General features: G+C 59.1%; 19 protein-coding genes. 4 read left to right on the top strand and 15 right to left on the bottom strand.

The window, feature by feature from the left end; genetic code table 11:
- Positions 1 to 14: 14 nt before the first annotated feature.
- Positions 15 to 734 carry a hypothetical protein gene (locus tag OKC31_RS16120; RefSeq protein WP_425600910.1) on the bottom strand — a complete coding sequence of 240 codons (720 nt, stop codon included), beginning with the start codon at positions 732 to 734 and terminating at the stop codon, positions 15 to 17.
- A 278-nt stretch (positions 735 to 1,012) separates the two neighbouring features.
- Here OKC31_RS16120 and OKC31_RS16115 point away from each other — a divergent pair, with 278 nt between their 5' ends.
- Positions 1,013 to 1,564, top strand: coding sequence for a lipoprotein (locus OKC31_RS16115; RefSeq protein ID WP_136501231.1), 552 nt, complete (start codon positions 1,013 to 1,015; stop codon positions 1,562 to 1,564).
- Positions 1,565 to 1,759: 195 nt separating this feature from the next.
- On the top strand, positions 1,760 to 3,757 hold the full coding sequence (locus OKC31_RS16110) for a hypothetical protein (protein ID WP_270657175.1): 1,998 nt from the start codon (positions 1,760 to 1,762) through the stop codon (positions 3,755 to 3,757).
- 84 nt (positions 3,758 to 3,841) lie between these two features.
- Here the strand turns inward: OKC31_RS16110 and glgC are convergent, their stop codons facing one another.
- On the bottom strand, positions 3,842 to 5,116 hold the full coding sequence (gene glgC / locus OKC31_RS16105) for a glucose-1-phosphate adenylyltransferase (protein ID WP_005337070.1): 1,275 nt from the start codon (positions 5,114 to 5,116) through the stop codon (positions 3,842 to 3,844).
- 189 nt (positions 5,117 to 5,305) lie between these two features.
- On the opposite strand from glgC, the gene OKC31_RS16100 reads away from it, so the two are divergent.
- Complete coding sequence (locus OKC31_RS16100) at positions 5,306 to 6,946, top strand: EAL domain-containing protein (RefSeq protein WP_270657174.1); 1,641 nt, start codon at positions 5,306 to 5,308, stop codon at positions 6,944 to 6,946.
- Here OKC31_RS16100 and OKC31_RS16095 read toward each other — a convergent pair.
- The 9 genes from OKC31_RS16095 to OKC31_RS16055 form a co-directional block, all read right to left on the bottom strand.
- Positions 6,909 to 7,403, bottom strand: a complete 495-nt coding sequence (locus OKC31_RS16095) for a hypothetical protein (protein ID WP_042055706.1) — start codon at positions 7,401 to 7,403, stop codon at positions 6,909 to 6,911. The two genes, OKC31_RS16100 and OKC31_RS16095, sit on opposite strands and share 38 nt — an antisense overlap.
- Before the next feature lie 175 nt (positions 7,404 to 7,578).
- On the bottom strand, positions 7,579 to 7,941 hold the full coding sequence (locus tag OKC31_RS16090) for a DUF2750 domain-containing protein (protein ID WP_005337077.1): 363 nt from the start codon (positions 7,939 to 7,941) through the stop codon (positions 7,579 to 7,581).
- Positions 7,942 to 8,121: 180 nt separating this feature from the next.
- On the bottom strand, positions 8,122 to 9,426 hold the full coding sequence (locus OKC31_RS16085) for an inosine/guanosine kinase (RefSeq protein WP_270657172.1): 1,305 nt from the start codon (positions 9,424 to 9,426) through the stop codon (positions 8,122 to 8,124).
- Between the two features lie 186 nt (positions 9,427 to 9,612).
- Entirely contained in the window at positions 9,613 to 10,005 is a 393-nt protein-coding gene (locus OKC31_RS16080) for an MAPEG family protein (protein ID WP_270657170.1), read from the bottom strand.
- A gap of 34 nt (positions 10,006 to 10,039) precedes the next feature.
- The gene (hemH, locus tag OKC31_RS16075; protein ID WP_247822655.1) at positions 10,040 to 11,014 is read right to left on the bottom strand and encodes a ferrochelatase; all 975 of its coding nucleotides are present in this window, start codon (positions 11,012 to 11,014) and stop codon (positions 10,040 to 10,042) included.
- A gap of 98 nt (positions 11,015 to 11,112) precedes the next feature.
- Complete coding sequence (gene adk / locus OKC31_RS16070) at positions 11,113 to 11,757, bottom strand: adenylate kinase (protein ID WP_005337083.1); 645 nt, start codon at positions 11,755 to 11,757, stop codon at positions 11,113 to 11,115.
- Between the two features lie 301 nt (positions 11,758 to 12,058).
- A complete protein-coding gene (gene miaE, locus OKC31_RS16065) occupies positions 12,059 to 12,817 on the bottom strand; it encodes a tRNA isopentenyl-2-thiomethyl-A-37 hydroxylase MiaE (protein ID WP_270657168.1) in 759 nt (252 codons plus the stop codon).
- Between the two features lie 204 nt (positions 12,818 to 13,021).
- Positions 13,022 to 14,542, bottom strand: a complete 1,521-nt coding sequence (gene purF, locus OKC31_RS16060; protein ID WP_042063846.1) for an amidophosphoribosyltransferase — start codon at positions 14,540 to 14,542, stop codon at positions 13,022 to 13,024.
- Positions 14,543 to 14,563: 21 nt separating this feature from the next.
- Complete coding sequence (locus tag OKC31_RS16055; RefSeq protein WP_128815423.1) at positions 14,564 to 15,052, bottom strand: CvpA family protein; 489 nt, start codon at positions 15,050 to 15,052, stop codon at positions 14,564 to 14,566.
- 8 nt (positions 15,053 to 15,060) lie between these two features.
- Between OKC31_RS16055 and OKC31_RS16050 the strand changes: the two genes are divergently transcribed.
- Positions 15,061 to 15,237, top strand: a complete 177-nt coding sequence (locus OKC31_RS16050; protein WP_159158775.1) for a hypothetical protein — start codon at positions 15,061 to 15,063, stop codon at positions 15,235 to 15,237.
- Positions 15,238 to 15,239: 2 nt separating this feature from the next.
- Here the strand turns inward: OKC31_RS16050 and serS are convergent, their stop codons facing one another.
- The 4 genes from serS to OKC31_RS16030 all read right to left on the bottom strand — a co-directional run bounded on the left by serS (position 15,240) and on the right by OKC31_RS16030 (position 21,461).
- Positions 15,240 to 16,535 carry a serine--tRNA ligase gene (gene serS, locus OKC31_RS16045; RefSeq protein ID WP_005337087.1) on the bottom strand — a complete coding sequence of 432 codons (1,296 nt, stop codon included), beginning with the start codon at positions 16,533 to 16,535 and terminating at the stop codon, positions 15,240 to 15,242.
- Positions 16,536 to 16,841: 306 nt separating this feature from the next.
- Positions 16,842 to 18,179 carry a replication-associated recombination protein A gene (locus OKC31_RS16040; protein ID WP_100646088.1) on the bottom strand — a complete coding sequence of 446 codons (1,338 nt, stop codon included), beginning with the start codon at positions 18,177 to 18,179 and terminating at the stop codon, positions 16,842 to 16,844.
- Between the two features lie 76 nt (positions 18,180 to 18,255).
- Positions 18,256 to 18,864 (bottom strand): outer membrane lipoprotein chaperone LolA, encoded by a 609-nt coding sequence (lolA, locus tag OKC31_RS16035; protein ID WP_041202312.1) that lies wholly within the window; start codon positions 18,862 to 18,864, stop codon positions 18,256 to 18,258.
- 80 nt (positions 18,865 to 18,944) lie between these two features.
- Entirely contained in the window at positions 18,945 to 21,461 is a 2,517-nt protein-coding gene (locus tag OKC31_RS16030; protein WP_270657166.1) for a DNA translocase FtsK, read from the bottom strand.
- Between the last annotated feature and the right edge of the window lie 142 nt (positions 21,462 to 21,603).

The following is a 21,603-nucleotide window of genomic DNA, read 5'->3' as shown; positions in this document are numbered from 1 at the left end:
CGCGGTATTCAGTCCTATTGAGGAGTAACCCGGATCTGCAGGGTCTGGCGATCGCTCTGGCTGCCACGCCCGCCCTGTAGCTGGGTGCCGAGGCTACTCCCCTGATCCGCTGAGCTGGTCGAAAGCTCTCCCACCGTCAGCCACTGGCCCGGGGCCCCGCTTACCTCGGTGGCACTCTGCCCACGATTGATGGTGCCCTGATCCAGCCTCGCCTGTTCGCTGCTCAGCGCAATCTGCACCCGATCGCTAATCAAGGTGGCCGTGGCATAGAGGCCGTTGACCAGCGGCATCATCCCCACCACGGCGCCCCCGTTCCACTGATAGAAGGTCACCGGCTGATAGGAGCCCATCTGCAGCAGCACGGAACGGCCCGACAGCCCGCGCACCTGCCAACTGTCGTTCTGGCTGCGCTGGTACTGCCGGGCATTGCCATCGACCAGCCACTGCCGCTTGGCCTCGTCGCGACTGATTGAGCCCCCCAGTTGCTGACCGCTGGCGGCACCATCGACCCGCCACTCGATAAGCAGGTTTTGCGGTGGCTGGTTGATCTGCGCCAGCGTGGCTTCGGCCTCCTGCAGCTGGGCTGGCGTCCCGCTCAGCACCAGCTGGTTACCCATGGCACTCACCCCAAGCTGGGGATAGATCTCCTTGAGGGCCTGCACCGCCGCCTGCGCCTCGAAGACCGGGATCACCTTCACCTCGGCCCACAACGACGGGCTCCAGAGTCCCATCATGCAGCCAAGCCACAGCAGCGCCCTTCGGCCAACCTTGCCCATCCGAACCATTACGTTCTCCTCGTTCTCTGTGCTCTTCTCTCTGCTTAAGGCGTAGACCCATGCCCACAGCAAACAGCCCAGCCCTATTCCGCTCACTCGTCGATGATGAACCCGGCGGTTGCCAATAAACAATCGGGAATGCAGCAACTCCGTGATTTCCCACGGTATGAGGCTCTCATTCCACGCCCGTTATCGCGTAAGATAGCGCCATCATAGTTGCCCAAGCGGAATCCATCATGTTGAAACAGCTGTTGTTACTCCCCCTCGCCCTGCTGCTGGGGGCCTGCTCCCTGACCCAGTACAATGTCAGCGAGGCCGAAATCAACCAGTACCTCAAAGATCAGGTCTCTTTTGAAAAACAGCTGGGGATCCCCGGCATCATGTCGAGCAAGATCCGTCTGGATGAGATGCAGAGCCGTATCGGCCGCAAACAAGCAGATCGCATCGAGCTGGACGCCGCTGGCGACCTGCAGGTGAGCAGCCCCCTTGGCAGCCAGCAGATGAAGATCCGCTTTGCCCTGAGCGCACGCCCGGACTATGTGGCCGATCAAGGCGCCATCTATCTGCGCGACCTTGAGCTGATCTCGGTCAAGACCGAGCCGGCCGATATCGGGGCTGCCCTCACCCCACTGCTGCCCACCTTCAATCAGTCGCTCTCCCTGTTCCTGTCGCAGACCCCGGTCTATCGCCTCGACAGCAGCCGCAAGAACGAAGCCAGGATCAAGGAGAAGGTCGAAGCCCTCAAGGTGGAGCCTGGCCGTCTGGTCATCCCGTTCAAACTGCTCTGATCGCCGCCGCACCGGCACTTTCAGCGCAGTAAGCAGATAACCGTCCTCTTCGACAGCGCACATCCGGTTTAACGTGCAGCCGAATGGGGCGGTTTTTTACTTCTCAAGTTCCCCTCAACACAGCATAATGCAGACCATTCTCATTTAGATTCGTCATGAGAAGCGTCAATAATAAAACCAATGGTGAGAAGGGACATGAGAAAAACCGTACTGGTTCAGGCAATCGCCTGCGCACTCCTCAGCAGCGCCGCACAGGCTGCCGTCAAAGTCGAAGACAAGACATTCAATACCGCCGCCAACATGCTGGCCTATACCGAATTCGAGCTCTCCGGTGAGCCGCTGGCCGAAGCGCTGGGGCTGGATCTGGACGTGCTGGATGCCAACCGTGCCGATGAGCCGACCCCGTTCGACTTCGCTGCCGGCATCGAATCCTACGAATACTCCGAAGAGGCGATGTACGCCCTCAACTACCAATCCGGCATGGGCCCGCATCTGGTGAACGGGCCGCAAAACCTGGCCCGTGGCGGCACCATGGCCTCTCTGGGGCAACGGGTGCTGGCCATGGCCGACGCCGTTGGCTTCCCGGCGGATGAAGTGCCGCAGGGCATGTATCCCCTCTCCCTGCCCTACGCCTCCGCCAATCCGGAGTTTGCCCAGGCCGTCAACGCCACCCCGGTCAATGGCGACCAGATCACCATCAAGACCGCCAAAGGGACCGAGAAAACCGTCAAGACCCAGGTGCCCGCCTACTTCCGCGACTACAGCACCCTGCGCTGGAGCGGCAGCGACAACCTGCTGGTGCCCGCAGCGGTGGGCGGCATCCTGCTCAAAGAGGTGATGTGGTCCCAGGACTTCCTCGGCGGCATGCACGTGGCCGAGACCGATGAAGAGGTAGAAGCCGCCTCCGCCACCATGGATCAGGATGGCAAGCACAAGCTGGGCGTCTCTGCCGCCGATGGCTTCAACGGCATGATGCTGACCGAACAATCCATCGACAAGCTGGCCATCATGCAGAACCAGCTTGGCTTCGATGGCAAGCAACTGGGCGCCAAGATCACCCCGCAGTACGATCCGGCCAAGGGCGTGATTTACTTCCCCCATCAGGTGAAAGTGACCGAAACCAGCAACAACGATGCCGGTGCCATCGGCAAGCTGGAGGTGGTGGATGGCTCCGCCCAGCTGCGCGATGCCTGGATGATGCTGTGGCCGCTCTCCGAGTTCTATGCCTTCAGCGATCAGCGCAGCGCCAACACCAACCCGAACCCGGCCTTCCACGCCGTGTTTGACGGTGCGCCATTTGCCGCCGCACCGGCTGCCAACAAGACCAATGACCTGGGCAAAGCGGTCGCGGGCAGCGATGCCTTCTCGCTGGCGATCAATCTCTCAAACCTCACCTTCAAGAACCTGGTAACCCTGCACTTTGATACCAAGGCTGGCACCCTGGTCGACAGCTGGCAGGCAGGCAAACAGGGCAAGCACGTCACCACCTTTGACGCTGCTTACGCACTGGTCGCCCTGCAGATCTTCCAGCGCGCTCAGGACGCGCTGCCGGTCGGTTACGCCGCCGGTGACAATGGCGAGCTGAACCTCAAGACCAAGCAGGGTCAAGAGGCGCTCGACTTGATCCGCAAACAGGCCGATTTCATCCTTGCCAACCTCAAGGGCAAAAATGGTCTGGTGCATGATGGCATCACCCTGGGTGGCAAACTCGATGCCAGCCACTCCATCGATGCGCAGTTCGCCGCCATCCGTGGTCTGACTGCCGCCTTCCTCGCTACCTCCGATGCCAAGTACCGCACTGCCGCCCGCGAGCTGTTCATCGTCACCGACAAGGCCTACTTCAATGCCAAGGCGGGCACCTGGCTGGCGGGTAAACAGGGTGAATACACCCCCTGGACCCAAGCTGCCATCTCCGGCGCCCTGCGCTCTGCCATGCTGAACCTGCGCAACGAAGGGGCCGAGAAGACGCCCGAGCTGGAGCTGGCCAAGCTGACCGGTCAGTACGTCAGCTGGTTCCGTGGCACCGTCAACGGTGGCATGCAGATGGCCGAGTGGATCGGTGACTCCGGCGAGAACATCATCGAAGGTGCCGGCAGCGACACCGACGAAGATGGCGTACCGCAAGTGACCGCCGCCGGAGGCAAGCACGGCACCGCCATGGTGATGGCCGCCAAAGCGGTGGTTAGCGAATAATCTTCGTCATTCACCAGCATGAAAAAGGGAGCCAAATTGGCTCCCTTTGCATTACAGCGTCTGACACAGTTTCAAGGGCTTTCCTCAAACCAGCTTGTCCAGCATCTCCTTGGTCACCAGCACAATCCCCTGCTCGGAGCGGTAGAAGCGGCGGCTATCCTCATCGGCATTCTCGCCCACCACCAGCCCATCGGGCAGCACACATCCCTTGTCCACCACCACCCGGCGCAGACGGCAACCGGCGCCGATCTCTACCCCGGGGAAAATAATGGCCTGATCCAGGGTGCAGAAGGAGTGCACCCGCACATTGGTAAAGAGCACCGAGTTGAGCACAAACGACCCGCTGACGATGGTACCGCCCGAGAACATGGAGTTGATGGTCATGCCATGCTGACCATTGCGATCCTGCACGAACTTGGCCGGTGGCGTCAGGGTCTGGCTGGTCCAGATGGGCCAGTTCTGATCGTAGATGTCGAGCTCGGGCAGCACGGAGGCGAGATCCATGTTCGCTTCCCAGAAGGAGTCCAGCGTACCCACGTCACGCCAATAGGGCTTTTGCCCCTCGCGCGCCCCGACACAGGACATGTTGAAGGGGTGAGCAAATGCCATCCCCTCCTCCACGATGCGGGGGATCACGTCCATCCCGAAGTCGTGTTTGGAGTCCTGATTGTGAATGTCCTCCTCCAGCAGTTGGTAGAGGTACTCCGCCTCGAAGATATAGATCCCCATGGAGGCCAGCGAGCGATCTTCGCAACCCGGCATGGCGGGCGGATTGGCCGGTTTTTCGACGAAGGCGCGGATCTTGCGCTGCTCGTCGATATCCATGATCCCGAAGGCGGATGCCTCGGCCCGCGGCACCTCGATACAAGCCACAGTCACCTTGGCGCCAAGGCGCACATGGTCGAGCAGCATGGCAGCGTAATCCATCTTGTAGATGTGATCCCCCGCCAGCACCACCAGGTATTTGGGGCCGTAGTCGCGGATGATATCGACGTTCTGATAGATGGCATCGGCGGTGCCGCGATACCAGTGCACCTCGTCCACCCGTTGCTGGGCAGGGAGCAGGTCGATGAATTCGTTCATCTGGTAACGCAGGAAGGACCAGCCCGATTGCAGGTGACGCAGCAGGCTGTGAGATTTGTATTGGGTGACTACACCAACGCGGCGGATCCCCGAGTTGATACAGTTGGAGAGCACAAAATCAATGATCCGGAATTTGCCACCGAAATGGACGGCAGGCTTGGCGCGGTTGTCAGTCAACTGCTTCAGGCGACTACCACGTCCACCCGCCAGCACCAGTGCCATACTCTGGTTCAATAATTGTCGTGCTTTGGCACTATTTTCGGGCTCTAACAACATGATTTACCTCTGCCTTGTTTGATCTATTTTCAACTCATCTTCGCCTGTTTCGGCACCTGTGAAAGTGGTTTCACTCACATTTAACCGATCTCAATTGACCCTTTTCACCGAGTTGCGAGGAATAGCATGCTTTGCTCCGCCAGCTTGGTTAAAATTCCCCCACAAAGCAGCCACTTCAAGGATGACAAGATGGTTCACAAGCTCGGACGTACCCTCTTTCTGATCGCCACCATAGTGACCATACCCCTGCTGCTCCTGCAAGCAGTTTGGTTGGCCCTTCAGAGCACACCGCTCACTTTGGCCATTATTCTGGCCACCACACTGCTTGGCATGATCCTGCTGTTGATGCTGGCCATCCGCACCATGGATGGCATGCTCCAGCATCAGGAGCTCACCTGGATCAAGGCGATCAGGGGACGGGATCCCTCACAACTCGATGAGCCCGCCTCCCAGGAGGTACTGCAACAGCTGCTGGAGCAGTTCGAAAGTGCCGAGCAGAGCGCTCATCGCCAGCTGACCGAGCTCAGCAACCTGGCCACCACAGACGAGCTGACTCAGCTACTCAACCGCCACGCGTTTCGCCGCGACATGACCGAGTTGCTGCAGCGGGATCAGGACACCCAGACCGCGACCCTGGTACTGATCCGTGCCACCGAGCTTGGCAAGATCAACGCCCAGCGCGGCTTCCAGTCTGGTGATGCCTACATCAAGGACATGGCCGCTCTCATCAAGCGGGTGGTAAGCCGCTTCCCGGGCAATCAGGTCTACCGCATTTCGGGGGCTGATTTCGCCGTGCTGGTGCAACCGGTGGCCAATATTCCTCCCCATCTGCTGGGGCAGGATTTGAAGGTGGCCTTCGATCACTATCAGGATCAGCACGAACTGGAGAGCACCGGTTACTCAGGGCTGACCAAGCTCAGCAGCGGCCAGAAAATTGAAGCCGTGCTGGCCAGAGCGGATCTGGCGCTGGCTCGCGCCCAGACCGAAACCATCAACGGCTGGGCCATCCAGCAGGATGACAGCGCCTCCGATCTGCAGGGGCAACACCACTGGCGCGACGTGCTGACCGACGTGCTGGCGCAGGAGCGCCTCAGCTTTACCTATCAGCCGATCCAGCCCCTGCACCGCAGCATGCTGGCTTACAACGAGATCTACACCCGCTTCAGCGGCAATGACGGCACCGCCCTGCCCACCGACACCCTGTTTGCCATGGCACAGCGGCTGGATATGGTGATGCGGCTGGAGCAGTTGGTCATTACCCACATCATGCGTCAGTACCGGGCCTTTGGTGCCAACCAGAGTCGCTGGGGGATCAACCTCTCCCCCAACCTGCTGCAAAACAGCGCCTTCCTGATCTGGCTTGACCGCCAGCTGCTCAAAGATCCCAATACCAGTGCCAATCTGGTGTTCGAACTGGATGAAGAGCATCTGGAGCGCAACCTGACAGGCGCCAAGCGGGTGTTTGAACTGCTGCGCCGCAACGGCAGCCGCTCGGCGATCGCCAATTTCGGCAAGGGGATCGGTTCCTTTACCCTGTTTCGCGAGCTCAAGCCCGACTACATCAAGCTGGATCCTGCCCTTATCACCGGATTGGAGCAGGATCAGACCAACCAGCAGTTCGTGCGGATGATCGTCGATGTATCACATCGGATGGGGTGTCAGGTCATTGCAGAGGGGGTTGAACAGCTTGGCCAGAAACAACTGCTGCAAGGGATGTACGTGGATGGTTTGCAGGGTTATCTGATCGCCCGGCCGCAACCACTGCGACCGGATATCAGCCAGCTGGGGCTCTTTACTGAGGATGCTTCAGCTTCAACAGGGTCAGAATGATGTCATTGAGCTGGCGATAGCGCTCCAGCTCTTTCTGATCGTAACGGGTCGCCAGCGTGGTGGGGTTGTGGCGGTTCTTGAGGTAACGGTTGATTTGCAGGCGATTGAACCCCGCCACCTGATAGACCTGGCCAAGCAGGGTATTGAGTTCATCGTGCTCCAGACCGGCTCTGGCCAGATAGTCCCCATCGGCGGGACTCTCGGTCTGGTGGCTCCACTTGCCAATGCGACCACTCTCCTGCAGATAGCTGAGCCACTGTTCGATATAGAGGGGTTTGCACCCCGCCAACAGGTTGAAAAAGCCCACCGCGTCGCAACGACAACCGCTCAGAAGCACGACCGCCAGCTGATCATCATCGCACTGGAAGGTCACTGGCCCGGCTTGCGCCCAATCGAGCGCCTGCACCCGAATGCTGGCCTTCTCACCCGCAGCTCCCGTTACGTCGAATACAAACATGGCGCTCCTCCCTTGGCAAAAGGTTGATGATGGACCATCCCCCTGACAGGTGCAAAGGCAAATCGGCTTTTAACTCATCAATCGGGCCATTCGACCATAAAAAAGACCGGCACCCTCACGGGTGCCGGTCTTTGTCCCGATGGCCTGTGCGTTCAGGCCATCAATGGAGGCGCTTTCAGGCGTCCAGTTCAACCAGTGCCTTGGCCAGCTCGATGGGTTCGAGCTCCTGGCCTTCCAGATCGGCGTTCCAGTTCGGGCCGACCAGTACATCGTCTTCATCCAGATCGTTGATCCAGATATCGAGAAACTCTTCCAGATCGATCACTTCCGGCTCGTAATCGGCCCACTCGTCGACGCAGTGCAGACGGGCGTCCTCTTCGGCAGACCAGAGCGGCATCACGTCGGCATCTTCAAATTCGGCGGAGCGGCAGACGACCCAGTCTTCCCCATAGCGCAGACCCCACACCTGACCCGACTCGCGGACTTGTTCGATAAACAGTTGGAAATTGGCGTCAAGGTTGTCGTTAAGCATGCTCATGGGATTCTCTCTTTCTTTCGGGTGCTGCGGCATTGTCGGGCGACAATACGATGGCCAAATGGTGTCGTAAAAGTGACATGGACTCAAGCATATTGGGGTTATTCCGGGAAAAAAGCCGGGATAACTCCCATTTGCCTGCAAAAACGCCTCCCGATGGAGGCGTCTTGCAGACTCAGGAGATCAACGCTCCCAGTAAACCTCTTCCAGGCTGTCCTCTTTCTCCGGTAAACCGCGGGAGAGACGGGGGCTGCTCTGGGCCAACACCTCGTAGCTGACACGGTTGGCGTATTTGCACACCTGGGCCAGTGAGGAGTAGGTCAGGAACTCGGAGATGTGCTTGGCGGAGTTGGGCACATTCATCCGGTGATAGGAGTTGGCCACCATGTCGTGCAGCACGGCGGAAAGGGCGCCATCCCCTGCCCCGTTGGTGTTCTTGATCTTCTCCGGGCCACCCATATACGGGGAGATGTGGGAGTAGATGCGGGCAGGTTTGCGGCACTTGGCGCGGGCCATCGGGCGGCTGAACTCATACATGTTGAACTCGGGGATAACGCCCGGCAACAGGGTATGAGTGGTCTCGCGCTTGTAGTCCTCGTCGGTGTAGCTCGCCATGTAAAGACCGATGGGGCCAGCAGTACAGAGCACCATGTCGGCCCAGTCGAGCGCCTTGTCGGCCGCACCTAGCGGATCAGCGATACCGGTCAGGGCTTCACCTTCGTCTTCGTTCATCGCCAGCACAGTCACGTTCTCGGCAATGAAGTCGCGCCACCACTGGGGGTTTTCGTCGATGACGAAACGGGTGCCCAGGGTCAGCACCACGGGAATACCGGCCTCGCGGGCATAACGCACAGCTGTCATGGCCGCCTCTTTCATCGGATCACCATCGTCACCACGCACCAGATAGGCGGTGATCACCAGGGCAGACGCCCCTTTGATCACATCCTCCGGAATGCGCTGCACATCCAGCTGGTTCATCTTGCCGGCGTTGATGCCGAAGCTGCGTTCGCCGCACTCGGTAATGAAGGTGAAGCAACGGCCGATGGGGCCATCAACCGGCTGCAGATAGTCCAGATTGACACGGGAAGAGGTGTTGCACAGATAACGGTAGGCGTAGCAGCCGATGCGAATGTCCTGACTCATCACACCCAGCAGGATGGAGTGGGAGTCGGCCAGCACCGAGTAGTTGTGTACCGTGTTGCCGATAGTGCCACCGGCAAACTCGCTCACTACCATGTTGTTGGCCTTGAGCTCGTCATAAATCCGTTCTGCTACATCGTCATTGATAACGACGGAGTGCCCCTTGCTCAGACCATAACGGGTCAGAAAGTCTTCATCCACATGGGCTTCGATATCAACCAGGGTCTGATCAATCCCGACGACGTAGGCTTTGCCCAGCTCGGTTAACAGGGGATTTTGCGGAACCAGGGGATCGCGTCTGTCGACAGGGAAGTAGTGTTTGGACTTGCGCTGACCGGGAAATTTCATGGCAATGTTCTGTGCTCTGGGGGAAAGAGGGGCGGGATTTTAACACAATCCGCCGCCCCGAAAAGTCGCCCTGTTTAAATAATGGAGTCAGTATAGACAAGGCTTGCAAGGAAAAACGTTTGCCTTTTCACCATAAAAAAACCACCCCGTCCGGGGTGGTTCCATAGCATAAAAAAGCGTCGGTTTTCAGGCGGCCGCCATGCCCTGCAACAGAGCCAGCACAGTGAAGAGGCCGAGGGCGAGCCAGAACAGCAAGGTACCCAGAAAACGGGGCACATTGGGGGCTTTGGGGATCTGGATGCCGATGGCATGCAGGATGCGGCCGACCAGCAGCATGGCGCCACCGGCATGCAGCCAGAGCGCACCGGCACCGGAGAGCTCGCACAGCGCCATCAGCAGCAGGGTCAGCGGCACATACTCGGCAAAATTGCCGTGGGCCCGGATCGCCGCCAGCAGCTCGGGGGCCTCCCCCTGCCCTATCATCACCCCGAACTGGGCGCGGCGTTTGACCACCCAGAAGGAGAGCCCCAGAAACAGCAGCCCCAGCAGGCCTGCGTAGATCAGCGTGATATGTATCATGACTCGACTCCTTGTTTGACTGACTGCCGGTCACTCATGCCAATTCGCGGCAAATGAGCGAGACCATCATCCTGATGTGGGCCTGATCACTGTTGAGGGCCGGAATATATTCAAACCGCTCGCCACCGGCCTCCATGAAGACCTCCCGATTCTGTACCTGAATTTCCTCGAGGGTTTCGAGGCAGTCGGCGGCAAAGGCTGGACAAATTACATCAAGCCGCTTGATGCCAGCTGCAGGCATACCGGCGATGGTCACGTCGGTGTAGGGCTTGAGCCACTCCTCCTTGCCAAAGCGGGACTGGAAGCTTGCCGTCCACTGCCCGGCATCCAGCCCGAGCGCCTCGGCCAGCAGAGTGGCGGTGTGGCGACACTGGTGACCATAGGGGTCCCCTTCGTTCTCGTAGCGCTCGGGAATACCGTGGAACGACATCAGCAGGTGATCACCCTGACCGTGCAGCTCCCAGTGACGGCGCACGCTCATGGCCAGCGCCTGAATGTATTCGGGGTGGGCGTGATAATCACGAATGAGCCGTACCACCGGCAGATTGCGTTCTCTCTTCATCGCCTTGCTCCAGGCATCGAAGACCGAGGCGGTGGTACTGACCGAATATTGCGGATAGAGCGGCAACAGGATCACCCGGTTGACCCCTTTGGCCTTGAGCGCCTGCCAGCCATCATTCACTGACGGGGAACCATAGGTCATCGCCAGCTCCACCGGCACATCGACCCCCTCCCGCTTGAGCTCCTGCTCCAGCGCAGCGCGCTGCTGCTTGCTTATCACCATCAGCGGCGAGCCCTGCTCGGTCCAGACCTGCTGATAGAGCTTGGCCACTTTGGGCGAGCGCGTCGGCAAGATGATGAAGTGGAGCAGCGGACACCAGAGGTAACGGGGCAGGTCCACCACACGGGGATCGTGCAGGAACTGGCTGAGGAACGCTTTGACGGCAGCGGTGGTCGGTGCGGCTGGGGTACCCAGATTGACCAGCAATATTCCGGTTTTCGTGGTCACGTTGGCTTCCTGTCTATCTGTCATTATGCAAAAAGGGCCCGACAGGGCCCTTCTCTTTATTTATCTGATGGCACGGGAAACAGTGCCGGCAGCAAAGATCAGCCCAGAATGGTGGCAAGCTGCTTGCTGACCAGATCAACCGGCTGGGTGCCGTCGATCTTGACGTAACGGGTGTGGCCCGCTTCCGCCTCTTTGCCGTAGAAACCGATAAGCGGCGCGGTCTGCTGATGATATACATCCAGACGCTTGCGTACTGTGGTCTCTTCGTCGTCGGCGCGGATCACCAGATCTTCACCGGTCACGTCATCCTTGCCTTCCACTTTCGGCGGGTTGAACACCACGTGGTAGGTACGGCCGGAGCCGGAGTGAACGCGACGGCCGCTCATGCGCTTGACGATCTCTTCGTCCGGCACATCGAACTCCAGCACGAAATCAACCACGACACCGGCGTCCTTCATGGCTTGCGCCTGGGGAATGGTGCGCGGGAAACCGTCCAACAGGAAGCCTTTGGCGCAGTCCGGCTGAGCGATGCGCTCTTTGACCAGACCGATGATGATGTCGTCAGAGACCAGCTGACCTGCGTCCATCACAGCTTTGGCTTTCAGACCGAGCTCGGTGCCCGCTTTGATCGCCGCACGCAGCATGTCGCCGGTGGAGATCTGGGGAATACCGTGTTTTTCCATGATGAACTGAGCCTGAGTACCTTTGCCGGCACCCGGAGCCCCCAACAGAACAATGCGCATACACGCTCCTATTGATTGGTTATTCAAATCTTGCGAAGGCAAAAAAGTACACGGTTTCGCCCGTTTCTACAAGGGTGAGCCACTTGAATGAGCACTTTATCACCACAATAACCGGCTGATCGAACAGGATTTCATCGCAAGGGGAAGACGCAAAAATAGCCAGGGATTCAGCATAGAGCGCCAAAAGCAGGAAGGACGTACGACAAAAAAAGATCCCGGCTCAGGGCCGGGAATTGCGCTCAAAAGTAACTACTTGTCGCTCGTAGTAGGAACAGGGCAATAGTAGTTTGCCCCCTGTGCGTCAACAACTGTCAGATGTGACAGGCAGGCCGCTATGAAACCTGAACTGCGGATCCGGCGAGCAGATAAGCTCGGCTTCCAGCTTGCCAAAGAAGGCCACCCGCTCGCCGATATCCTCCCCTGCGTACTGTTCGGCCAGGCTCAGGTAATCCTGATAGTGACGTGCTTCGGAGCGTAGCAAAGAGACGTAGAAGCGGCTCAGCTCTTCGTCCAGATGGGGCGCCAGCTTGGCAAACCGCTCGCAGGAGCGGGCCTCGATATAGGCGCCGATGATCATCTTGTCGACTATGGTGGCCGGTTCATGGGTGCGCACATGCTGCATCAACTGGCGGGCATAGCGAGAGGCCGTCACCGGCCCGTATTCGATGCCGCGGGCCTGCATGATCTCCAGCACCTGCTCGAAGTGATGCAGCTCCTCCTGAATGAGCCGCACCATGGGAAACAGCAGCGGATTGCGTTCCAGCTCGGCAAAGACGGTGCGATCAGACTCCCCCATGCTGCGTTTGCCCAGGATCTCGGCCTTCTCCGGGATGGCATCCAGCTCGCGATAGAACTCCAGCTTGGGCAGCAGATGGCGCTTGCCCTTGGGCAGGCAGTAGCGGCGCACCAGACTGTGGGCAGTGAGTGCGGCCTTGGTCTCGCAGTTGGCGTTATCGATGAGCAGGGTCGGTAAACGGGCCGGATCCCGCGCCATCTCTACCCACTCATCCGGGGTCTCGCACTGCAAAAACTGGCTCACTGGGGCTAGCAGATCATCCATCTGAACTCTCGTCTCTTAAAAGCGTAACGGTCATATATGTTGCCGCCTATGCTAGCGGATCCCGCTGGCCATGCCCATATCCGGCAAGATAAGCGGATATTTTTCAAACAGATATCTCCTCCCCCTTCTGCCGTGTTAGGTAGAAACGACAATGGGGGCCACAGGCCCCCATCTCGCTATCCCATCCGGCAAAACCGCAAACGTTTAACTTCCTTCGTTAAAAATTTCCAGATTGCTGGTGCCTTCCTGCCACTCACGCACCGCTTTGGTGTCATCGTTGCGCAGGGCATTGAGGTGATCCAGATAGGACTGGTCCACGTCGGAGGTGACGTAGTGGCCATTGAACACCGAGGTCTCGAAGTGACGCAGATCCGGGTTGATCTCCCGCACGGCGGCTTCCAGATCTTCCAGATCCTGGAAAATCAGACCGTCAGCGCCAATCAGCTTGCACACCTCTTCCACTTCACGGCCGTGGGCGATCAGCTCGTTGGCGGTGGGCATATCGATGCCATAGACGTTGGGGAAGCGAATTTCCGGCGCCGCCGAGGCGAAGTAGACCTTGGCTGCCCCCGCTTCACGGGCCATCTGGATGATCTGCTCGGACGTGGTACCACGCACGATGGAATCATCCACCAGCAACACCTTCTTGCCCTTGAATTCGGAGCTGATGGCGTTGAGCTTGCGACGCACTGACTTCTTGCGCTGGGTCTGGCCCGGCATGATGAAGGTACGGCCGATGTAGCGGTTCTTCACGAAGCCCTGACGGTACGGCAGATCCAGGGTATGAGCGATCTCCAGCGCCACGTCACAGGAGGTCTCGGGGATAGGGATAACCACATCGACATCGAGATCTTCCCACTCGCGGGCAATCTTCTGACCCAGCTTGCGACCCATGTTGAGGCGAGCGGCGTAGACCGAGACCTTGTCGATGCACGAATCGGGACGAGCGAAGTAGACGTATTCGAAGATGCAGGAGCTCATCTGCGGGTTCTCCGCACACTGCTCGGAGAAGAGCTGGCCCTGCTCGGTGATGTAGATGGCTTCACCCGGCGCAATATCCCGTACCGTCTCGAAACCGATGGCGTCGAGCGCCACGCTCTCGGAGGCGAGCATGTACTCCACCTGGCCAAGCTCGTCCTGACGACGACCGAGGATCAGCGGGCGAATGCCGTTGGGATCGCGAAAACCGATGAGACCATGGCCAATCACCAGCGAGACCACCGCATAAGCGCCGCGGATCTGCTGATGGGTTCTGCGCACCGCGGCGAAGATATCTTCGGGACGCAGGGCCATCTTGTCACAGCGATCCAGCTCGTGGGCCAGCACGTTCAGCAGCACTTCCGAGTCGGAGGTGGTGTTGATGTGGCGACGGGCGACCTTGAACTGCTGCTCCTTGAGCTCCTTGGCGTTGGTGAGGTTGCCGTTATGGGCCAGCACCATGCCGTAGGGCGAGTTCACATAAAAAGGTTGGGCTTCAGCGGCACTTGAGCTACCTGCGGTGGGATATCTGACATGACCTATGCCGATGTTCCCTTGCAAACGCTGCATGTGGCGCACTTCAAACACGTCCTTCACCAGGCCATTGGCCTTGCGTTGCCGGAAGTTTCCACTATCAATGGTCACGATCCCGGCGGCATCCTGTCCCCTGTGCTGCAACACCGTCAAGGCGTCGTAGAGGGCCTGATTGACGGGGGTGGTGCCAACTATACCGACAATACCACACATGTCTTTGCTACCTCGAAGTCACTATACCTGTTTAAGAAAACTGGATGAGTTCAACATGAACCCGAAAAACCACTGGATCACCGGCTTGAACTCCGGCACCAGCTTGGACGCCACCCACCAGTCGCTCTGGGAGAGGTTGGTGAAGGTATCCATGAAAAAAAGCAGGGCACTGACGATCAGCACCCCGCGAATTGCACCGAAGCAGACCCCCAGCACCCGATCGGTACCGGAGAGACCCGTCTTGTCCACCAACAGGCCCACCACATAGTTGACCACGCTGCCGAGGATCAGGGTTGCCACAAACAGCGCCGCGATGGCCAGACCGTTGCGAACCAGCGCGTCGGAGAAGGAGGTGAAATAGACGGCGAGATCGGGATAGAAATGGCTGGCAATAAAGAAGGCGACGAACCAGGTGACAAGAGACATGGCCTCCTTGACGAAGCCGCGCACCAGGCTGATGAGAGCAGAGAAACCGACGATGCCGATGATGGCGTAATCAATCCAGACCATAGAAAAAGATGTCCTGCGAAATTGCGGCGCAGTCTAACAAAAACGATTGCGCATTGCTTGATAAAAATGTGTTAACTGTTCAAAGCGACGCCGAAAAACCGTATTTTTTCAGCACTAAAACGGTTGATCGGCGCCAGAATGCACAACGCCATGGCAATGCCATGGCGTTGTGGTCTGCGGTGTGAGCTTACCCGATGTGGGTCAGGCCACCCATGTAGGATTGCAGCGCAGCCGGGATGGCGATGCGGCCATCTTCCTGCTGGTAGTTCTCCATCACGGCAACCAGGGTACGACCCACCGCCAGACCGGAACCGTTCAGGGTGTGCAGCAGCTGCGGCTTGCCGTCGATGCGCACGCGAGCCTGCATGCGGCGCGCCTGGAAGTCGGTACAATTGGAGACAGAGGAGATCTCGCGATAGGTGTTCTGGGCCGGCAGCCACACTTCCAGATCGTAGGTCTTGGAAGCGCAGAAGCCCATGTCACCGGTAGAGAGCGCCATCACGCGATACGGCAGCTCCAGCAGTTGCAGCACCTTCTCGGCGTGACCCACCATCTCTTCCAGTGCATCCCAGGATTTCTCCGGGTGAACCAGCTGAACCATTTCAACCTTGTCGAACTGGTGCATACGGATGAGGCCACGGGTATCACGACCGTAGGAACCCGCTTCAGAGCGGAAGCAGGGGCTGTGGGCGGTCATCTTGATCGGCAGTTCTTGCGCGTCAAAGATCTCGTCACGGGCCATGTTGGTGAGCGGCACCTCGGAGGTCGGGATCAGGGAGAACTTGCGTACCTTGCCCTCTTCTTCCCCTTCACCTTCGATACCGGTATTGAACAGGTCCTGGGCAAATTTCGGCAACTGACCGGTGCCATAGAGGCTGTCCGGGTTCACCAGATAGGGCACGTAGCACTCGGTGTAACCGTGTTGCTGGGTGTGCAGATCCAGCATGAACTGAGCCAGGGCACGGTGCAGACGGGCAATCTGACCCTTCATCACCACGAAACGGGTACCGGAGAGTTTGACGCCATTCTTGAAGTCAACGCCCTTGGCCGCTTCGCCCAGATCGATGTGATCGCGTACCGGGAAGCTGAACTCACGCGGGGTACCCCAACGGCGCACTTCCACGTTGTCGTTCTCGTCACGGCCCACCGGAGTGGTCTCGCTCGGCAGGTTGGGGATGGCGTCGGCAATGGCTTTCAGCTGGGCCAGCAGGGCATCCAGCTCGACCTTGCTGGTTTCCAGCTCGTCGTTGATTTTGGTCACTTCGGCCTTGAGCGGGGCAACATCTTCACCACGACGGGCAGCTTCACCGATGGATTTGGAGCGGGCGTTGCGCTCGGCCTGCAGCTCCTGGGTACGGGACTGCAGATCCTTGCGTTTCTCTTCCAGAGCGTTGACAGCCGCTACGTCCAGAACGTAGCCACGTGTCGCCAGACGAGCGGCAGCCTCTTCGATATCGCTGCGCAGATATTTGGGATCCAGCATGGTTTACCTACTTTTTTAAAATGGGATCTGGGCCTGAGTCGTCATGACGGGCTGGGAAACAGATCCGGAAGTTAACATCGGTTGGCGCACCCCAATCGTCTTCAGAATCGGGCCTCAACAATCAGGCCTTCGAGATCAAGAAGATGGCGCAAGGCCAAGACAAGCGGGGTCAGACGGGCAGTGTAGCAGACCGCCCCCCCGCCCGAACAGGGACTATTTGTGTCGTTTTTACCGACTTTGGCACGCAAACCGTCCTGCATATTCAAACGCCTGACCAATTTTCAGCCATGCGAGGTAACAAAGGGGCTATTTGCCCCGTTGCTGCGGACTTTGCCTGTCCAGTTCATGGAGGTAATCGAGCTTCTGGCCAATCTGCTTTTCAAGGCCGCGATCGGTGGGCTGGTAGTACTGCTTGCCTGCAAGCTCGGGCGGGAAATACTGCTCGCCTGCGGCATAGGCGCCCGGCTCGTCATGGGCGTAGCGATACTCGGCGCCATAGCCCAGATCGCTCATCAGTTTGGTCGGCGCATTGCGCAGGTGCACCGGCACCTCGAAGTCAGGGAGGTTTTTGGCATCATGAAGCGCCGCCTTCCAGGCGGTATAGACCGCATTGCTTTTCGGGGCACAGGCGAGATAGACGATCGCCTGGGCGATGGCCCGCTCCCCTTCCGCCGGCCCGATCCGATGGAAACAATCCCAGGCCGACAGGGCGACCTGCATGGCGCGCGGATCGGCATTGCCCACATCTTCCGAGGCAATCGCCAGCAAGCGGCGGGCAATATAGAGGGGATCGCAACCGGCGCTCACCATACGGGCATACCAGTAGAGCGCCGCATCCGGCGCCGAGCCGCGAATGGATTTGTGCACCGCCGAGATGAGGTCGTAGAAGTGATCGCCCCCCTTGTCGAAGCGGGCCACGTGCTCCCCCACCACGGCGGCGAGCAGGGCACTGTCGATCACCCGCCCCCCAGTGCTGTCGGTTTCGGCCATGTCGGCCAACAGCTCCAGATAGTTGAGGGATTTTCGCCCGTCCCCATCAACTGCCTTAGCCAACGCCTCTTTGACGCCGGGGGCAAAGGTGAGTGCCGGATCATTAAGACCACGGGGATCGGTCATCGCCTGATCGAGCATGGCGAGAATATCGCTCTCCTCCAGTCGCTTGAGCAGATAGACCCGGGCTCGTGAGAGCAGTGCGTTGTTGAGTTCGAACGAGGGGTTTTCGGTAGTGGCACCGATAAAGGTGATGGTGCCATCTTCGATGTGAGGCAGGAACACATCCTGCTGGCTCTTGTTGAAGCGGTGCACCTCATCCACAAACAGAATGGTGCGAACCCCGCGCCAGCTATTCTCCTTCGCCTTGTCGATGGCGGCGCGGATCTCCTTGATGCCGGAGGTGACCGCAGAGAGTCGCTCCACTTCCGCCTGACAGTAGTGAGCCATCAACTCCGCCAGCGTGGTCTTGCCGGTACCGGGCGGCCCCCACAGGATCATCGAGTGGCAGTGACCCGCCAGGATCGCTTTGCGCAGGGGCTTGTCAGCCCCCAGGATATGTTGCTGACCGATATACTGGTCGAGGTTTTGCGGCCGCATCCGGGCCGCCAGCGGACGAAAGTCCGATGAGAAATCCAGCGACAAGTTGCTCATCTGTATTGGCCACCCAGCGTCACGCCACTCGCCTTTGACTGGAGCTGTGGCGAGCAATCCAACGACCGCTTGCTCATTAGCGCTGGTCGTCCAACTCGACCCCCTTCGGGATCTTGAAAACAAATTCGTTGCCCTTGAGCACCGGCTTGCGGTTGAAGCTGCTCAGGGTGAATTCACTCCACTGCCCTTGCGCCTCTTTCACATCGAAACGACTGATGTTGTCTTGTCTGTCGAAGGTGACACGGAAGGAGGCGATCAGCTCATCCTTGTTGCGGCTGGTGACGGTGTAGACATCCCCCTGCTGGGTCACGTCATAGTTCTTCCAGAACTTGTCGTCATTGCCGGCGATCAGAATAAAGGGGGTGTTGAGCACCGCATCTTTCAGCTTGAGAGCGGTCACCTGCTCGACGAAGGGATCATAGACCCAGACATCCTGACCATCGGCAACGATCAGGCTCTCGTCCGGCGAGGTGGTGTGCCAGTTGAAACGGTTTGGCCGCTGCACCAGCAGATCGCCGCTGGCCTTTTGCAGCTCCTTGCCCTTGCTGTCATAGACGGTCTGGGCAAATTTGGCGGAGAAGAGGCTGACACCCGCCAGCTTCTGTTTGAGATCGCTGGCCGCATCGGCCCACACCTGGCTGCTGGCCATCAGCAGCACGGTACCCATCAACAGTTGTTTTTTCATCACGCTCTTCATAAAGACGCTCTCGATAAAAGGCCACGCCCGCGGAGGGCATGGCCAGGGATAGTATGAAACGGTGAGGCTTAGTCCCGCACCGGCGGCGGTGCCAACACGTCGCGCTGACCATTGCCACCCGGTGAGCTGACGATGCCCTGATTCTCCATCTGCTCGATGAGACGGGCTGCCCGGTTGTAACCAATCTTGAACTTGCGCTGGACGCTGGAGGTCGAGCCACGGCGGGACTCCACCACAAAAGCAACCGCTTCGTCGAACAGGGGGTCCAGCTCTTCGTCGCCACCACCGCCATATTCGCCGCTGCCACCTTCTCCACCCGACTCACCGGAGAGGATCTCCTCGATGTAGTTCGGCTCGCCGCGCAGTTTCCAGTCCGCCACCACCTTGTGCACTTCGTGGTCATCGACGAACGCACCGTGTACCCGGGTCGGGTTGGAGGTCCCGGCCGGCATGTAGAGCATGTCGCCCATACCGAGCAGAGATTCGGCGCCGCCCTGATCAATGATGGTGCGCGAGTCGATCTTGCTCGACACCTGGAATGAGATCCGGGTCGGGATGTTGGCCTTGATAAGACCGGTAATGACATCCACCGACGGACGCTGGGTCGCCAGAATGAGGTGAATACCGGCGGCCCGCGCCTTCTGGGCGATACGGGCGATCAGCTCTTCCACCTTCTTGCCGACGATCATCATCATGTCGGCAAACTCGTCCACCACCACCACGATGTGGGGCAGTTTCTCCAGCTCCGGCGGCATCTGATCCATGGAGTCACCCGGGCGCCACAACGGATCCAGCAGGGGTTCCCCCTCCTCGATGGCGGCCAGCACCTTGTCGTTGTAGCCCTTGAGGTTACGCACCCCGACCGCCGACATCAGCTTGTAACGGCGTTCCATCTCGCCCACACACCAGCGCAGGGCGTTGGCGGCATCCTTCATGTCGGTCACCACCTCGGTCAGCAGATGCGGGATCCCTTCGTAGACCGAGAGTTCCAGCATCTTGGGGTCGATCATGATGAAACGCAGATCATCGGGGGATGACTTGTAGAGCATCGAGATGATCATGGTGTTCACCCCCACCGACTTACCGGAACCTGTGGTACCGGCCACCAGCAGGTGCGGCATCTTGGCCAGGTTCACCACCACCGGCTCCCCTGCGATGTCCTGACCCAGGCCCATAGTGAGCGGGTTGCGGCTATCGCGGAAAGCATCGCAGTCGAGGGTTTCGCGCAGGTAAACGGTCTGACGCACCCGGTTGGGCAGCTCGATACCGACATAGGTTTTGCCCGGGATCACCTCGACCACTCGCACGCTGCTGGCAGACAAGGAGCGGGCCAGATCGCGCGAGAGGTTGGTGATCTTGCTCGCCTTCATGCCAGGCGCCAGATCCAGTTCAAAACGGGTGATAACCGGGCCCGGATAGACGCCAACCACCTTGGCCTGCACGTTGTAGTCGGCAAGCTTGGCCTCCACCAGACGGCCCATGCGATCCAGCTCATCCTTGCTCATCATCTGGGTCTTGGCTGGCGGTCTGTCCAGCAGTTCGATACTCGGCAACGGCGGCATTGTTGACTGCAGACGACGCTTGGGCTTGGTTGGTGCGACGGCTACCGGCGCGGCGACCTCGTCGTCCCCTTCGGCCCACGGCAGATCCAGATCGTCCTCATCATCGTCATCGGCCACAGCCAGTACCGGCTGACGGCGCCCATTGGCAGCCGCCACCGCACGTTTCGGTTTGGCAGCCGGAGTCGGCTCGTCCTCTTCATCATCAAACTGTGGGTCGAACTCGAAGGTATCGTCGTCGAGTTCCGGCAGCCACTCTTCGGCGGCAGCCTTCTGATTCTTAGCCTTGGGCTTGCGAGTCCAGCTGGTGTGCGGCTCATCTTCCTCATCATCAAACGCGATGGCCCCGACCCCGCCTTCCAGCAAGGGATCCGGCCCCTCGTTGCGGGGTTGACGCCAGCCACCAGTCAGCCAGCGGCCGAGGGTGGTCGGGAAGTGGTAAACAGCGCTGACCGAACCGGTACAGGCCGCACCGATCTGCTCGACAATAGTGAGCCAGGACCAGCCGGTAAACAGGGTGATGCCGGTTGCCACGAAGCAGAGCAGCATCAGGTTGGCCCCGACGCCGCCAAACAGCGGCACTACTGCAGAAGCGATCACATCCCCCACCAGACCACCGGCGGAGAAGTTCTGCATATCGTTGAAGTTCATGCTGGCAATGGCCGACATGCCGAGCACAGTCAGGATAAAGCCGATGATCCGCACCCCCAGGGTGAGGTAATCCACATCGAGCAGACGGCTCGGGCGCCAGAACAGACTCCAGCCCAGCAGTACCACCAGCGGCGGCACCAGATAGGAGAAAGCACCAAAGGTAAACATGGTGATGTCGGCGAGCCAAGCACCGGCACTACCGGCGAGGTTCTTCACCTCCCCTTGCCAGGAGGTCTGGGACCAGCCGGGATCAGCGGGATGATAGGACAACAGGGCAAGCAGAAGATAAGCAGCCATCAGGGTGATGGCGATCAAGACGGCTTCGAAGATCCGTTGTGTACCTGATAAAGGAGTAAACAGCTTTTTATCGGCCAAACTCCGGCTCCTTTCTGAAAACATGTAATGCAGGAAATAAGGGGGCCTAGTATCCCCGAAAAGCCCATCAATTGTCAGCCAGAGCCTGATGGGACGGGGCCATATTTGCAATTATCTTTACAAGAAGAAACGAGCGGACCGG

Source organism: Aeromonas sp. Y293-4, assembly GCF_027705905.1.
In the GTDB taxonomy this organism is placed as follows: domain Bacteria; phylum Pseudomonadota; class Gammaproteobacteria; order Enterobacterales; family Aeromonadaceae; genus Aeromonas; species Aeromonas veronii.
The sequence above is the reverse complement of the archived record's forward strand: the minus strand, read 5'-3'. Positions and strand labels throughout refer to the sequence as shown.